At 32.3% G+C, this 15,023-nt stretch carries 14 protein-coding genes; 10 read left to right on the top strand and 4 right to left on the bottom strand.

Annotated elements, in window-relative coordinates; all coding sequences use genetic code 11:
• The first annotated feature begins 335 nt into the window (after positions 1–335).
• Positions 336–602 carry a hypothetical protein gene (locus CLRAG_RS09645; RefSeq protein WP_065078248.1) on the top strand — a complete coding sequence of 89 codons (267 nt, stop codon included), beginning with the start codon at positions 336–338 and terminating at the stop codon, positions 600–602.
• A 53-nt stretch (positions 603–655) separates the two neighbouring features.
• On the opposite strand, the gene CLRAG_RS09640 is transcribed toward CLRAG_RS09645, so the two are convergent.
• A complete protein-coding gene (locus CLRAG_RS09640) occupies positions 656–2,617 on the bottom strand; it encodes an ATP-binding protein (protein WP_065078247.1) in 1,962 nt (653 codons plus the stop codon).
• A gap of 281 nt (positions 2,618–2,898) precedes the next feature.
• On the opposite strand from CLRAG_RS09640, the gene CLRAG_RS09635 reads away from it, so the two are divergent.
• From CLRAG_RS09635 to CLRAG_RS09605, 7 genes are all read left to right on the top strand, one after another.
• Positions 2,899–4,050: a PucR family transcriptional regulator gene (locus CLRAG_RS09635; protein ID WP_065078246.1), complete on the top strand. Its 1,152-nt coding sequence runs from the start codon at positions 2,899–2,901 to the stop codon at positions 4,048–4,050.
• Between the two features lie 603 nt (positions 4,051–4,653).
• Complete coding sequence (gene gabT / locus CLRAG_RS09630; RefSeq protein WP_065078245.1) at positions 4,654–6,012, top strand: 4-aminobutyrate--2-oxoglutarate transaminase; 1,359 nt, start codon at positions 4,654–4,656, stop codon at positions 6,010–6,012.
• Between the two features lie 66 nt (positions 6,013–6,078).
• Positions 6,079–7,062, top strand: a complete 984-nt coding sequence (locus CLRAG_RS09625) for a 5-oxoprolinase subunit B family protein (protein ID WP_065078244.1) — start codon at positions 6,079–6,081, stop codon at positions 7,060–7,062.
• A 27-nt stretch (positions 7,063–7,089) separates the two neighbouring features.
• Positions 7,090–8,073, top strand: coding sequence for a 5-oxoprolinase subunit C family protein (locus tag CLRAG_RS09620; RefSeq protein ID WP_065078243.1), 984 nt, complete (start codon positions 7,090–7,092; stop codon positions 8,071–8,073).
• A gap of 35 nt (positions 8,074–8,108) precedes the next feature.
• Positions 8,109–8,327, top strand: a complete 219-nt coding sequence (locus CLRAG_RS09615) for an acyl-CoA carboxylase biotin carboxyl carrier protein subunit (protein WP_065078242.1) — start codon at positions 8,109–8,111, stop codon at positions 8,325–8,327.
• Positions 8,328–8,342: 15 nt separating this feature from the next.
• Positions 8,343–9,110: a 5-oxoprolinase subunit PxpA gene (locus CLRAG_RS09610; protein WP_065078241.1), complete on the top strand. Its 768-nt coding sequence runs from the start codon at positions 8,343–8,345 to the stop codon at positions 9,108–9,110.
• Positions 9,111–9,124: 14 nt separating this feature from the next.
• Complete coding sequence (locus tag CLRAG_RS09605) at positions 9,125–9,616, top strand: DUF1097 domain-containing protein (RefSeq protein ID WP_065078240.1); 492 nt, start codon at positions 9,125–9,127, stop codon at positions 9,614–9,616.
• Between the two features lie 50 nt (positions 9,617–9,666).
• On the opposite strand, the gene CLRAG_RS09600 is transcribed toward CLRAG_RS09605, so the two are convergent.
• The 3 genes from CLRAG_RS09600 to putP form a co-directional block, all read right to left on the bottom strand.
• Positions 9,667–11,751: a M56 family metallopeptidase gene (locus CLRAG_RS09600; RefSeq protein WP_065078239.1), complete on the bottom strand. Its 2,085-nt coding sequence runs from the start codon at positions 11,749–11,751 to the stop codon at positions 9,667–9,669.
• Positions 11,752–11,753: 2 nt separating this feature from the next.
• Positions 11,754–12,116 carry a BlaI/MecI/CopY family transcriptional regulator gene (locus CLRAG_RS09595; protein ID WP_065078238.1) on the bottom strand — a complete coding sequence of 121 codons (363 nt, stop codon included), beginning with the start codon at positions 12,114–12,116 and terminating at the stop codon, positions 11,754–11,756.
• Positions 12,117–12,276: 160 nt separating this feature from the next.
• Positions 12,277–13,749, bottom strand: coding sequence for a sodium/proline symporter PutP (gene putP, locus CLRAG_RS09590; RefSeq protein ID WP_065078237.1), 1,473 nt, complete (start codon positions 13,747–13,749; stop codon positions 12,277–12,279).
• Between the two features lie 311 nt (positions 13,750–14,060).
• On the opposite strand from putP, the gene CLRAG_RS09585 reads away from it, so the two are divergent.
• The gene (locus CLRAG_RS09585) at positions 14,061–14,579 is read left to right on the top strand and encodes a DUF2284 domain-containing protein (protein WP_207644810.1); all 519 of its coding nucleotides are present in this window, start codon (positions 14,061–14,063) and stop codon (positions 14,577–14,579) included.
• Positions 14,580–14,780: 201 nt separating this feature from the next.
• Complete coding sequence (locus tag CLRAG_RS20165; protein WP_242872126.1) at positions 14,781–14,942, top strand: hypothetical protein; 162 nt, start codon at positions 14,781–14,783, stop codon at positions 14,940–14,942.
• Positions 14,943–15,023: the final 81 nt, after the last annotated feature.

The raw sequence follows: 15,023 nt of genomic DNA, 5'->3' as shown, positions 1-15,023 counted from the left end.
ATGGGAATTAGTATCAGATATTAAAATTCTTTTTGACGAACTTAATTCTAATTTTGCTAAGATTCATTCATTAGCTTATGCTAGAAGTTTCCTAGTATAAGTTAAATTATCACTTAGAAACCCTATATTAAAGGTAAAGAGGTATTTTTTTATTTGCTAATATTACTTATAAATAGGAATATTAGCAAATATAAATTATATACTTAATATAGACAAATTATATTTTAAAAGATGGGAATACAAAATTAATATTTGAAGTAAAGAACTTATTTAAAATTATAGATGAAATGCCATAAGGGTGGTATGAAAATTAAATTTAGAGGAGGGACACAGATATGGACAATACAATATTATTGAGTAAGATATCTCAGGGCTTAATGGAATGTTGTAAATCAAAAAAATTTTTAAGAGTAAACAAATTAACTGTGAATGTAAATGAAAACAGCAACATTAATTCTTGTAATCTTTATGAGTATCTTAAAAATTTTAATAAAGGCATAGTAGATGAATCTACAGAAATTAAAATTGAAATTGAAGATTTGCCGGATCAAGTTGTAATCATAAGCAGTATAGAAGGTGATATATCACAAGAGTGTGTATAAAGTATGAAATGAGGTATAGATTTGAATTAAAACAATCTATACCTCCATTCTCATTAAGCAAGATTAAATTTCTTCCTAATCATATTAACTAATACTTTTGCTGTTTCATCAACTCCGCCGAATAGGCTGCTGTTAATTAAAATATCCTTGTAAAGTACATTATCACTGTATGATTTTGCATAACTTAGGCTGTATAGCTGACGTGCTTCATCGACTTCTTTAATCAACCTATCAGCTTCATCTGGCTTTATATGAAGTATATTGATACAATTTTCCTTTCGTATCTCATAGGGAGCATAGATAAATATGCTGAAATGATTTGAATGGTTTCTTAAAATATAATCAGAACATCTTCCTACAAATATACAGGATGATTTATCTGCCAGATCACAAATGATTTTCTTTTGAGCTTCAAATATTTGTTCCTGTATCTTTTCTGAACTAGTTCCTAGTGGAAATTTCATTTTTTTATATTCGTTTTTATCTATTTCTTCTCCACTGTCAATAGTAGATACAGGCAAATTCATTTTTTTTGCAGCTTCTTCTACGATATCCCTGTCGTAATATTCAACACCTAACAATTCAGCCATTTTTTTAGCAATGGGACGTCCCAGACTACCGAATTGACGGGAAATAGTTATTACATAATTCTCTAATCCGATATTTACCTTTTCATTTTCTAGGAAAGCTGTGGTAAAATTGCCGGAGACAAAGTTTTTATTTCGCATTATTGCGATATCAGTATTTATGGTTGTAGAAACTCCTTCTAGCTTAAAGTTTTTTAATGCTTTTATCATATTGGCAATGCAGGTATTTCTATCTTTTCCCCAAACTACAAGTTTACAAAGCATAGGATCATAAAATGGAGAAATCTTGTATCCTTCATGAATAGCATGTTCTATACGAACAGTTCCATCTGAGGTATCAGGAAATGATAAACTTGTAATTGTACCTGGTGAAGGTTTAAATGTTTTTGGATCTTCTGCATAAATACGGCATTCGATGCTGTGACCTTTTAGTTTAATATCTTCCTGATTAAAGGGCAATTTTTCTCCGTTTGCAATGCGAATCTGATTTTCTACTAAATCCATATTTGTAACATATTCAGATACAGGATGTTCTACTTGAAGTCTTGCATTTATTTCCATAAAGTAATAATTGCCATCAGCACCTCTTAAATATTCAATGGTACCTGCTCCGGAATATTTCATCTCCTTGATAATCTTTTGTGTATATGAACAAAGTTTCTTTCTGTCTTCTTCAGTAACTACAGCTGACGGTGATTCTTCAATAATCTTCTGATATCTTCTCTGAATAGAACATTCTCTTTCTCCTAAGCAGACTACATTTCCATAGTCATCTGCTATAAACTGTACTTCTATGTGTCTTGGAGATAGTACTGCTTTTTCAATATAAATATCTCCACTTGCAAATGCCATATTTCCTATTCTCTGCATGCTTTCGAAAATAGCCTGCGTAACTTTTTCAGATTCAAAGTAAGTAATTTTTTCGATTCCCTTACCTCCACCGCCTTTGTCCAACTTAAGTAAAATAGGTAATCCAACTTTTTGTGCAGTATCATAAATTTCTTTTACACTGGAAATCGGCTTAATTGTTCCTGGCGTAACCGGAACCCCTAATTTATTAGCAATAATACGACAATAACATTTGGATTCGATGTTTTCTAGAATTGAAGGGTCAGGTCCGATCCATTTTGCACCTTCATTAGCAACTGCATTAGCAAATGATGCTGCCTCTGATAAAAATCCATATCCGGGATGTACTGCATCTGCCCCTGATTTCTTAATAACATCTACAAGTGCATCAATATTTAAGTAACTTTTAACAGGTGCGGAAGGGCCGATATTATAGCTTTCTGCGGCTTTGTTAATGTAATCAGCATTTTTATCAGCGTCTGAATATACAACAACAGTTTCAATTTTAAGTTTATTACATGTATGAATAATTCTGTTTACAATTTCACCGCGATTTGCAATTAAAATTTTTTTTATCATATTAGTACTCCTTTTCAATAAATTATTGTTTTTATTGATTCAGTTCTATAATAGCCGTTTACAATTATGCAGATAAAAAACAAGGACATGGCAAAAATAACTATAACAGATACATTGCCATGTCCTTGTTAGATTAAACTATAGCATATTTTAAATTTTATGACAACAGTAAACAAACACAAATTTTCCTAATTTTTTTATGCTGTGAGTACAAAACAAATAAAAAAATTTATGATATACTATTAAAAAATCAATTTAAAATTGTAAAAGGGAGTCAAAATATGAGTTATCTTTTATCTGAATTTTATTCATCTTCAAAAGAAATATATAAGATCAGGTTAATGGCAGGGGAAAAAGGCCTCATAAATGATATAACCTGGGTGTACCTTGCTGAAGATATAGAAAATGCAGATTTTCTAAGAGGAAATGAATTAGTTATTACTACTGGTTTGTCAGCTGGAACAAAAATAAGCTGGCTTTATGAATTAATTAGAGAATTAATTTACCGAAAATGCAGCGGTTTGTTAATAAATACTGATAAATATATTCTTATTAAGGATATTTCTAGAGAAGTTATTGAACTGTGTAATTCAGAAAATTTTCCTCTTTTTGTAATGCCTTGGGAAATACATATTTCTGATATTATGCAGGATTATTGTAATAAGATATTTATGGATAAGTACCTAGAAAATACTTTGTCTAAGCTGTTTTACAATGTAATATTCGATTCACAAAATGTTAAAAATTATATTCCTCTTTTAAATTCAAATGGCTATCCTACAGAATCTTCTTATTATGCAGCTAAAATAACTAATATTAATTCGCCGCTGAAATTACAAAATTGTATTAATCTTTTGTCGATAAAATATCACATATTTTTAAAAAATAACTATTATATTTTGATTCTGCAGGAATGCCCAAAAAAATTGCTAAATAATCTTATGAAAAACTATTTTGAAATAGTTGATAATGAAATAACTTCAAACTCATCAGTATTAAGACCTCAAATAGGAATAGGCGAAAAAGTTTCTTCATTATCAAAACTTTATTTTAGCTACTCTACTGCTTCCTATGCTTTGAAAGCAGCTAAAGCTTCGAATAAGGACTGTGTGTATTTTGATGACCTTGGTATATTTCGCATACTGAGTTCCGTATCTAACAAAGAATTACTACGAAATATATATTTTGAGATGCTTGATCCCATAATAGATTATGATAGGAAGAATAACACCCAACTGCTAAAAACCCTGAAAGTATATTTGGATTTTGATGGCAGCATTCAGGAAACTGCAAATTTCCTATATAACCATCGTAATACCATCAATTACCGCATAAAGAAAATACATTACCTGTTAAAAAAAGATTTAACCTCAACGGAGGATAAGTTTAATTTAAAGATGGCCTTTTATATTAAAGAATATATGAGATTGTAAGCGCATGATAAAATATAGAACTATCTTATCAATATTAAAATATAGATGAGATAGTTCTTATTATTTTATTGCAAAAGTCATATAAGATAAACATTAGGTTAAAATGAACATTTCTAGTGGAATATTTCTCCAAAAAGTAATTTACTAGGCATATAATAATTAAAACTAACAATAATTCGCAAATATATCCTTATAAAATTAGCAAATCATAAATAGTTATTTAGTTTTTTTAATAATTTATCATGCCATTTATAATATTTTATTTAAAAAATACACGAGATCAAAGAAAAAGAGATATGGGAAAGCTTTATACATGCGCCTTATGTATATTCAGCACAAATTAGACAAATAAAGTTTGTGTTCATATGCTATTGTTATACAAAATGAAATATTGTAGTATTTAATTATTCAATATTGATGAAAAAGAAGTGAATATTATACTTTTAATTTTTAATTTGAATTTTACAAATTTAGTTCTTGCAAAAATAGCCATAAAAAATTGTAACAGTTTACATGATTTGAAATTGATAATTTAATAATAAAATAATTAAATACAAAATGCCATGTTTAAAAAATTAATTACCGATTTAAGGAGGTCTAAAAATGTTGAAGGAACAATTACCTAAAATAATAACTGATAAAGTCCCTGGACCGAAAGCAGAAGAAGTAATACGAAGAAGAGAAGATGCAGTACCATCTGCAATTAAATGTGTATATCCTGTTGTAATAAAAAGGGCAGAAGGTGCGGTGATTGAGGATGTTGATGAAAATTATTTTCTTGACTGGACTGGTGGGGTAGGCGTACTAAACGTTGGATTTTCCCATCCAGAAGTGGTTGAAGCTGTGAAAGAACAGTCAGAAAAATATTTCCACGGTATGTTTAATATTGTTACACACGAAGGATATGTTAAGCTAGCAGAGAAAATGAACTCCATTGTTCCTGTAAAGGGAAATAAGAAAAAAACGTTTTTCGCAAATAGTGGAGCAGAGGCTGATGAAAATGCAGTAAAAATAGCAAAAGCTTTTACAAATAGACCCAATATAATTGTATTTTCAGGAGCATTTCATGGACGTACAGTTATGACCATGGCAATGACGTCGAAAAAATCTTATGCCTATGGAATGGGACCTTTTCCAGACGGTGTATACCGTGCAGAATTCCCATATTTATATAGAAAACCTGAAGGAATGCCAGAGAGTGAAACCATTAATTATTATATAGAAAGTATTAAAAAAGTATTTGATCAAGCTTCACCACCGGAGTACGTAGCAGCTATAGTAGTAGAACCACTTCAGGGTGAAGGCGGATTTATTCCAGCTCCAATTGAATGGGTTAAAGCAGTAAGGACTATTTGTGATGAATATGGTATAGTGCTTGTTGCAGATGAGGTACAATGTGGGTTCTGCCGTACGGGTAAAATGTTTGCTTCTGAATATTGGAAGGAAGTAGGAGCAGCTCCAGATATAATAACAACTGCAAAATCTATTGCAGCTGGTATGCCATTAAGTGCAATAACAGCAAGGGAAGAGATTATGGAGGCAGTAAGATCTGGAACGATTGGAGGCACCTTCTGTGGAAATCCAGTAGCATGTGCAGCAGCATTAAAGGTGATAGAAATTATGGAAAGAGATAATTTGGCTGACCGTTCTATGGAAATAGGTAAGAAAGTAATGAAACGCTATATGGAATGGAAAGAAAAGTATGGGATTGTTGGAGATGTAAGAGGACTAGGCGGAATGGTTGGAATAGAATTTATAAAAAATAAAGAAAAGAAAGATCCAAATCCTGAAATTGTATCAGCAGTTATTCAAGAAGCAGCCCAAAATGGACTTATGATTGAAAACTCAGGTGTTTATGGAAATGTTATCCGCTTTTTAGCACCACTTGTAATTACAGATAGGCAGCTTGAAGCAGGATTAGATATTTTTGAAAAGGCAATTTGTAAGTGTATACAAAAGTAAGTTACTTTTCTGTTATAAATTACACAATTGAATCAAATAATTAAATGTAAAAAGGGAGGAAAAAGTATGAGCAAGTATGATGTTATTATTGATACTCTTCCTGCTAAAGGCGACAGAATTGAAATATTATTCCGTCAGGCAGGTGATGGCTTTATTCAAGTAGAATATGGTTATGAACAGAGGGTGGAACTGTTGGATTCCTTTAGAATTCTGGCAGTAGATTCAAAGGTTAAGAAAATGAATATCAAGGGATTAATTGAGACATTGCCAAGTTTAAGAGCAAATATGATACATTTTGATCCTACCATTATTTCCCCACAAGAACTTATTGACAAAATTAAAGATGCAGAAGAATCTATTGCTGGTGTTGATGATATGGTAATTGATTCAAGAATCATTACATTACCAATTGCTTTTGAGGATAGCCAGACTAAAAAGGCAGTTGAAATGTATTTAAAACAGATTCGTCCTGATGCACCAAACTGCAAGGATGGATATAATCTTGATTATATGGCCCTATGTAATGGATGCACTGTAGATGATATTAAACATATGTTATTAGATACTTATTGGTATAACAGCGGATGCGGTTTCTGGCCGGGTGGTGGATTTTTCTGGCCAATGGATCCAAGGTGCAAAATGATTGTACCAAAATACAATCCTCCCCGTATATGGACTCCAGAAGGAGCAGTTGGTATTGGTGGAGCTTGCCTATTTACTTACACTACAGCAACTGGTGGTGGATATCAATTATTTGGACGTACTATTCCTACATTCCAGTTATCAATGAAACATCCACAATTTAAAGACGGACCATTTTTATATCGTCCATCAGGGGATCGCATAAAATTTGTAGAAGTTTCAGAAAAAGAAATATTAGATATATATGATCATGTTCATGAGAAAACAGATTACGTATATGATATCAAGGAAAGTGAGATTGTTGTTAAGGATTATCTGGAATTCCTTGCAAAACCAGAAGTTGTTAAAGGTGCCAAAGAATTTGCGAAGCGCCAGGAACAAGGCTCCAAAATAGCACCTAAGCTCTAATAAATAATATAAGAAGGAGGTAAAAATATGATTAAAGTTATAAACGGTGGAATTGAAGTTTTGGTAGAAGATTGGCCAGGAAGACTTGGATACATGGGACTTGGAATGGCTGCTGCAGGTGCAATGGACAACCTTGCATTACAGCTTGGAAACTTAATTTTAGGAAATAAAAAAGGTGATGCAGCTCTAGAAATTGCCGGTGGTTATTGCCAGTTTGAAATTGTAGAAGACGGAGTTATTGCAATAACAGGAAGTGACATGAGCCCTACAATTAATGAAAGTGTTGTACCAATGTGGGAAGCAATTGCAGTTAAAGCAGGTGATATACTTAAATTTTCACACTTTGGACAAGCTGGCTTCAGAACTTATGTGTGTATAGCAGGAGAAATTGATGTCCCAGAATATCTTGGAAGTAAATCAACTTGTCTTTTTGGAAGCTATGGTGGTTTTGAAGGACGCAAGCTTGCAAAAGATGACGTTATAAAGGTGAACAAAAAAGATGCTTCAGGAATTGCTGGCAGAAAATTAAATCCTAAGTATATACCTGAATACGTGAATGAATGGGAATTAAGAACTATTCCAGGTCCTAATTCAGTACCTGACTATGTAACGGAAAGTGGAATGGATTATTTGTTTAGTACACCAATGAAAATCTCACATAATGCAAACAGAGCGGCTTATCGTTTGCAAGAAGTACCAGATTATTTTTGGGCACGTGAGGATGGTGGAAAAGGCGGAAGCCATCCTTCAAATATTGTTGATCATGGTTACAATATGCGCGGCGCAGTTAATGTAACTGGAAATACCCCTTCTTTGCTTATTGCAGATGGACCTACATTAGGTGGTTTTGTATGCGTTGCAAATGTTATTAATGCGGACCTTTGGAAAATTGGCCAGGGGATACCTGCAAGAGATAAAGTAAAACTTAAGCTGGTTACTGTAGAAGATGCAATAAAAGCACGTAAAGAAAGAGAAGCAATGTTTGAATCAGTTGATTTAGTGATTGGTTAATAAAAACAAAAAATAAGAAAATGGAGGATAAAATTATGGAATATACATTAAAAGCACATATGCCTGGGCTTGTAGCTCGAGTAGTAGTAAGTGTTGGTGACAAGGTTGAAGAAGGACAGGAGCTTGCAGTTATTAACTGTATGAAAACAGAAATGAGCTGCCAGACAGAAAAAGCAGGGGTAGTAAAGAAAGTTCTTGTTGCTGAATGGGATGAAATGGATATAGGATCTCCTATGATTATTTTAGAAGTTTAATGGAGGTGAAGCAGTATGAAGATAGATATTAATGTTGATATGGGTGAAAGCTTCGGACGTTATGTTCTTGGAGACGATGAAGCACTTATGCCTTATGTAACATCTGCAAATATTGCAACATGCTTTCATGCCGGTGATCCACTTGTTTTGGAACGTACCATAAAATGGGCAAAAAAGTATGGAGTAGCAATAGGTGCACATATAGGCCTTCCTGATAGGCAAGGATTTGGAAGAAGACAGATGGATATTTCAGTTGAAGAACTTAGATCTGACATGTTATACCAGTTAGGAGCAATGGATGCATTTTTAAAATTGCAGGGTCTTAAAATGCAGCATGTAAAGCCTCATGGAATATTATACCGTATGGTTGGTGAGCAGGAGAAATATATTGATACTTTTCTCGATACCATTGAAGAATATAATAAAGATCTTTATATCATGCTTCATACAGGATGCGAGGCTTTAAAACGTGCAGAAAAGAGAGGCTTAAAGACAGCACCAGAGGTATTGATTGATCTTGGCTATGATGAAAATGGAAACTGGATGCTTGAAAGAGTTAAGAAAGCACGTTCACCTCAGCAAGTAGCTGATAGGGCCGTTAAGGTTGCAAAGGAGAAAAAGATCGATACTATTGATGGAAAACTAATTGATGTTGATGGATGCACAGTATGTATTCATGGTGATTCACCTAATGCCTTTGAGGTGGCAACTGCAGTTAAAAAATCATTAGAAAGCAGTGGTGTAACAGTTACAAACCTTAATGGATACTTTGGACAAACATAGGAGGAGGAGTAGAGATGAAAAAAATTGAAGCATTAGATGTATCGGTAGCAATTTTAGCAGCAGTATCATGTCTCTTTATGTATATAAAAGTTCCTGTTTGGGCTTTGTTTATAGGCTGGGCATGGTACTTTACTTTAGGGGCAACTCCAGACCTTATTGCAAAGGCAATACCACCGATGATTACCGGATCAGTACTTGCAATTTTAGCATTTGTCCTTATCAATGTATTTACGGGATTTATGCCAGCTATGGCAGCTACGGTAGTTTCAGTTTTTATTACAGTATTTTTATTAATGATATCACTAAAAATACCTGCCTTGAATATTTCACTTATGTCATTTAATGCTTATTCATGTATGTTCATAGGCTATGGTGCAGGAGCATATATGACAATTAAAGGAATGCCTGCTCTGCTTAATGCAGCAATTTGGATTACAGGAGCAAATTTCATTGGATTGATTTTTGGGTGGATGAGTATTAAATTTACAACATTTAAAAAGAATTAAAGTTAAATAATGGGGTTGTTACATTAGACTTTAGTGTAACGACCCTATATTTATTTTACAAAAGAAAAAAGAGAGTAAAAGTCTATCCAGTCATTGGAATTTTTCGAGGATATACTTTTATCTATATTCCCAAATGTTACATCATTATCTTGCAACAAATAGGCAAATTTATAGCCTGAAAAGTCAAATGTTTTTAGATATTTATAGTTAAATTCATAATAGCAGCTGTGGTTACCTGCATATGAATTTATTAAAGTATACTCAACTCCATAATAGCTTTTACCGTCATAAATTATTTTGGTAAAGGTTGTATAACCAGCTCCTGTGGGGTGAACAATTTTAAGAGATGACTTTTTACCCTTTTTAGCATCAGAGACAAATTTATTTGCTATTTCACCACCAGAGTTAATGCAGCCATCGACATCAAGAATACAACTGTCATTAAGCGTATTTTGCATGGAGTATTTTCTTGAATCCAGAAGTAGTTCATGTTTAATATTTTCACAGCGGTGTTGGTAGACAGTTAGTGTATAAATCTTTTTATATGTTTCTTCTGTGAGTTCATTGATAAATTTGTGAGGCTTTTCTACATAATATTTTCCATCTTTTTTATACATATAGTAGAATTGGTCATTTACTTTTACTTTATCATAATTGGATGTTTGTGAAGCATTATTCATATTTTTAATATTTGTTTTTTTACCACTTTCAAGTAAAGTAGGAAGAGAATTATATGTTATAAATTTATTCATGATATTTTTGTATAAAGTAATGAATCCTTCAAGGGTAGAAGAGATTCCATATACATCTTTAGTCATAGTGCTATTTGCCCAAGTTCTAGTTCGCTGGATTGTTTGATCATAATCACCGTCATTACTTAAGATGAAGTTTACTTGTTTTACGTTACCTATCAAAGCAAAAATTAAAGCAGCGTTTTGATCAAAAACAGTTTGATTATCTTTTGTTAAAAAATATCGTCTGGCTTGGCGGGTGGTTTCATAAGTTATCTGTATAGTATAGGGCTCCTTATCTGTAAAAAGTTGTACTTTTTTATAGGTTAATATTTCTGGCACAAGCAAATTTTTTACTATAGTAACTACTTTGCTGTTATCCCCCGTGTAGGGAGTTCGGTATTTATATATTTTTGTGGCAAAGTTGTTTTGAGAGCTTTGAATATTTTTTGGATTGCTCATAAGTCCAATGCTGATACATATAACAGCAATTACTGCAGTTAAAAGTACCCAAAAAACAGGTTTTTTGTAATTAAGGACATTCTTAATTCTTGTTTTTGTATTATTTTCTCCAAAGGCAGTGGGGATTCCTTTTACAGTCCTATTATTTATTGACATAGATAATAGGGACGAACTGTAATCTTTTTTTATATCTGTACCTAGTTCTTTTAGAACTTGCTCGTCACAGGACATTTCCATGTCTTTACTCATGAGCATAAAACTAAGCCATACAAGAGGATTGAACCAGTGAAGGCACAAGGCTAAAAAGGCAATAAGTTTTATCATATAATCATATCTTTTTATATGGATTTGCTCATGCTTTAGAATATAGCTTTGTTCTACTTTGTTAAGACCTATAGGCAGATATATTTTAGGTTTTATAAATCCAAGTACAAAGGGAGATAAAATAGTTTCACATTCAAATATGTTATTTTTTACAAGTACTGCAGTATAAACTTTATGATTCAACCTCACATAGGATACTATAGTGTAAATAATTAGCACAAGTATACCTAAAAACCAAATAACTGAGATGGCAAGTAGAACCATATGAATGGAATCGGCACTGGTATGACTTATAGCAGCAGGTAGAGTGGTGTTAATGGACGAAGTTCCCATTTTTGTTCCACTATCAATCTGTGGTTGAGGAGTCATTACAATATTTGAAGAAATATACTCCATTTTGCCTGAATCTAAACTTGCTCCTTGTAAAAAGCTGAAAGCAGAGGAAAAGGAAAAAGGACAGATGAGACGAAATAGTACAACTATCCATAGGACGTAAGAAAAGATTTTAGGAGCTCTTTTTAAAATTAATCTGGCAGCAAGAACAAATAAGATAACATAACTTGCTGTAAGGCTCATATTGACTACATCAACAAATAAGCTTTGTAGTAAAAGTTCCATTTTTACTCCTCCTCATAACTGTCGATTAGATTTTTAAGCTCTTCAGCCTCTTTTTTACTTAATTTTTTATCATTCATAAATGCTGTTATAAATTGAGGAAGTGAACCGTTAAAGGTCTTATTTATAAATTGCTCGCTTTCAAATTTTTGTACTTGTTTTTGTTTTATCAATGATGTTACTATTGTATTTTCATTTTTCAATATTTTGCGGCAACATAATTTTTTTAAAACTGTATATGTTGTAGACTTTTTCCATCCAAGAATCTGTTTGCAAAGTTTTACAAGCTTACCAGAGCCAATGGGCTCATTTTCCCAAACAATACTTGCAAAACGATATTCACTTTCACAAAGGTTAAACTGTTCCACGATATATCTCCTTTTGGTCTATAGTAATAGACTTGCTATATTTTGAGTCTATCATTATAGACCAACAATGTCAACATAAATAATACTATATTATGAGTATGATGGTAATAAAATAAGAGATACCCAACTTTATGATGTTAAGTATCTCTTATTTAAATAATTACATCAAGTTCAACTTTTCTTCCATAGATTTAAATTCTTTATTTACAGCTTCATCAGGTTTTTTAGTCAAAAGACTTACAACTATGATGGATATTAGAGATAAGGTAAAGCCAGGAATCATCTCATATAAATGAGCAGATAACCCTGATACAATCCATATTATAACAGTTAATCCACCTACAACCATTCCAGATAAAGCTCCCCATTTGGTCATTCTCTTCCAGTAGAGACTTATTAAAAGGGTTGGACCAAAAGCAGAACCAAAACCTGCCCATGCCTGTCCTACTATACTTAAGATAGTTTTATTTGGAACATAAGCAAATAAAACTGCAACAGCGGCAACGACAAGTACAGATATTCTTCCTATAAATACCTGAGTGTGTTCAGGTGCTTCCTTATTTAAAAATGTAAGGTAAAAATCTTTTGTAATAGAACTAGAGCAAACTAAAAGCTGGGAAGAAATAGTACTCATAATAGCAGCAAGTACTGCAGATAGTATTATACCTGTAATAAATGGATGGAATAATATATCACCAAGACGCAAAAATACCATTTCAGGATCTTTTAGAGGCTGATTGTGCATTGTAAAATATACAAGACCTATAAGTCCACTGCTTATTGCACCTAAAAGGCCAATAGCCATCCAACTTATACCTATTCTCCTTGCAGATTTTAACTCTTTTGCAGATTTTATTGCCATAAAACGTACAATAATATGAGGTTGTCCAAAGTAGCCAAGTCCCCAGGCTAAAAATCCAATAATAGTAGAGAAACTTGTTCCTCTAAGTATGTCAAATAGTGCTGGATTAATATGTTTTACTTTACTTACAAAGGTTCCAGGATCTACCCCTATATTCATGTATGCAACTACAGGTACCATGATGAGAACTACAAACATAAGACTTCCCTGGAAAAAGTCAGTGAGACTTACTGCTAAAAAACCACCAAAATATGTATATATTACAACTATAGACAGTGTAACTATTACTCCTGATGTATATGTAAATCCAAAGATGTCCCTAAATAATTTTCCGCCGGCTACGATACCTGAAGAAACGTATAAAGTGAAGAAAACGAGAATTATTATTCCGGATACAAGCCTAAGCATATTAGCATTGTCCTTAAATCTGTTTTGTAAGTAATCTGGCACGGTTAAAGAGTCATTTGAGACTTCTGTATAAATTCTAAAACGTGGGGCTAATAAGAGATAATTGAAATAAGCTCCTATAGTTAAACCAATTCCAAGCCACATACTGGAAATACCTGTAGTATATACAGCACCAGGAAGCCCCATAAGCATCCAACCGCTCATATCGCTTGCACCGGCAGATAATGCTGTAACCATAGGGCTTAGACTTCTACTCCCAAGCATATAGTCTGAAATGTCGTGGGTTTTCCTGTAAGAATAATAGCCTATTGAAAGTAAGATAATTAAATACAGCCCGATAGCCATAAGTGAATAGTATTTCATATAAATTCTCCTTTTTATAATTTAAGTTTTGTTAAAATTGATTTATGAATTTTTAAATTAGTAGAATGTCATATAAGTATAATATCACATTCTAAGTAAATTTTAAATTATTATATGATTTTAAAGTACATGGCTAAGAATATGGAACTAACTTATACATAAGAATGTACATGAAAATTTTAAATATGAATTTTTAAAAGCATTTTATGCAAAAAGGCAGCATCATATATTAGGATAAATTAACCACATTAATTGTGAAATGTTATAATATATATGTAAAAATCATATTTATGGGAAAGGGGAAATTTAAAATGAAAAGTGAAATGATAAAATATGTAGAAAAAGCAAAAGAACTTGGGGCCTATAATGCTAAAATAATAAGTACAGATACTATAAAAACAGGGGCATGGACAATATTAAAGTGTAGGTATGGTTGTAAAAATTATAATACAAGTTATTGTTGTCCTCCGAAGACCCCTTCTTATAAGGAAACTCAAAATATAATTGATTGTTATAGTACCGGATTGATTGTACAATCTAAGTCAGATCTTGCAGCTACTACAAAAATTATAAATAAATTAGAAAACGAAATTTTCCTTTCAGGTTATTATAAGGCATTTGGATTTGGTGCAGGGCCTTGCAGATTGTGTGAGAAATGCAATATGGAACATTGTGCACATCCACAGGAAGCCAGACCTTCTATGGAAGCTTGTGGTATAGATGTATTTGCAACTGTAAGGGAAAGTGGTTTCCCTATAGAGGTATTGAAAGGTGAGAAAAATAAAAGCAAAAATGAAATAAATTGTTATGGATTGATATTGATTGAATAAGGGGCTATTTTTAATAGTTCCTCTTATTATATATTGTATTTTTATAATTTACTGAAAACAGTATATAATAAAAATGTTCATAATATATAAATAAATATGATAAATTTAACACTATATAAGTTGAATTATGAAAATATACATGGTATGCTATTATTAGTATAAGTTAACAAAAATGTTTAATTTTATTAAGGGGGAGGTGTTATGAATGAAAAATTGGTTAATGCAATGGCTGACTTAGATGAAGATGTGGTTTTATCAGAGGTAAATGCACAAAAAGAAAATGGAACGCCGGTATTAGATATTATAGCAAATTTACAGGAAGAAGTGGGAATTACACGATATAGGAAAGAATATAGTAACTAGAGTGATGAAGAGCAATGGGTTTGATGTAAAGGATTTAGGTGTTGATGTGTCTACATCAAAATACTATGATTTCAGCTGAAA

Source organism: Clostridium ragsdalei P11, assembly GCF_001675165.1.
GTDB classification, from domain to species: domain Bacteria; phylum Bacillota; class Clostridia; order Clostridiales; family Clostridiaceae; genus Clostridium_B; species Clostridium_B ragsdalei.
This window is presented reverse-complemented; position numbering and strand designations above follow the sequence as displayed.

Bases quoted from the DNA above. Each gene is read 5' to 3' on its own strand.
- CLRAG_RS09645 (WP_065078248.1), top strand. From the start codon at position 336: ATGGACAATACAATATTATTGAGTAAGATATCTCAGGGCTTAATGGAA.
- CLRAG_RS09640 (WP_065078247.1), bottom strand. From the start codon at position 2,617: ATGATAAAAAAAATTTTAATTGCAAATCGCGGTGAAATTGTAAACAGA.
- CLRAG_RS09635 (WP_065078246.1), top strand. From the start codon at position 2,899: ATGAGTTATCTTTTATCTGAATTTTATTCATCTTCAAAAGAAATATAT.
- gabT (WP_065078245.1), top strand. From the start codon at position 4,654: ATGTTGAAGGAACAATTACCTAAAATAATAACTGATAAAGTCCCTGGA.
- CLRAG_RS09625 (WP_065078244.1), top strand. From the start codon at position 6,079: ATGAGCAAGTATGATGTTATTATTGATACTCTTCCTGCTAAAGGCGAC.
- CLRAG_RS09620 (WP_065078243.1), top strand. From the start codon at position 7,090: ATGATTAAAGTTATAAACGGTGGAATTGAAGTTTTGGTAGAAGATTGG.
- CLRAG_RS09615 (WP_065078242.1), top strand. From the start codon at position 8,109: ATGGAATATACATTAAAAGCACATATGCCTGGGCTTGTAGCTCGAGTA.
- CLRAG_RS09610 (WP_065078241.1), top strand. From the start codon at position 8,343: ATGAAGATAGATATTAATGTTGATATGGGTGAAAGCTTCGGACGTTAT.
- CLRAG_RS09605 (WP_065078240.1), top strand. From the start codon at position 9,125: ATGAAAAAAATTGAAGCATTAGATGTATCGGTAGCAATTTTAGCAGCA.
- CLRAG_RS09600 (WP_065078239.1), bottom strand. From the start codon at position 11,751: ATGGAACTTTTACTACAAAGCTTATTTGTTGATGTAGTCAATATGAGC.
- putP (WP_065078237.1), bottom strand. From the start codon at position 13,749: ATGAAATACTATTCACTTATGGCTATCGGGCTGTATTTAATTATCTTA.
- CLRAG_RS09585 (WP_207644810.1), top strand. From the start codon at position 14,061: ATGAAAAGTGAAATGATAAAATATGTAGAAAAAGCAAAAGAACTTGGG.
- CLRAG_RS20165 (WP_242872126.1), top strand. From the start codon at position 14,781: ATGAATGAAAAATTGGTTAATGCAATGGCTGACTTAGATGAAGATGTG.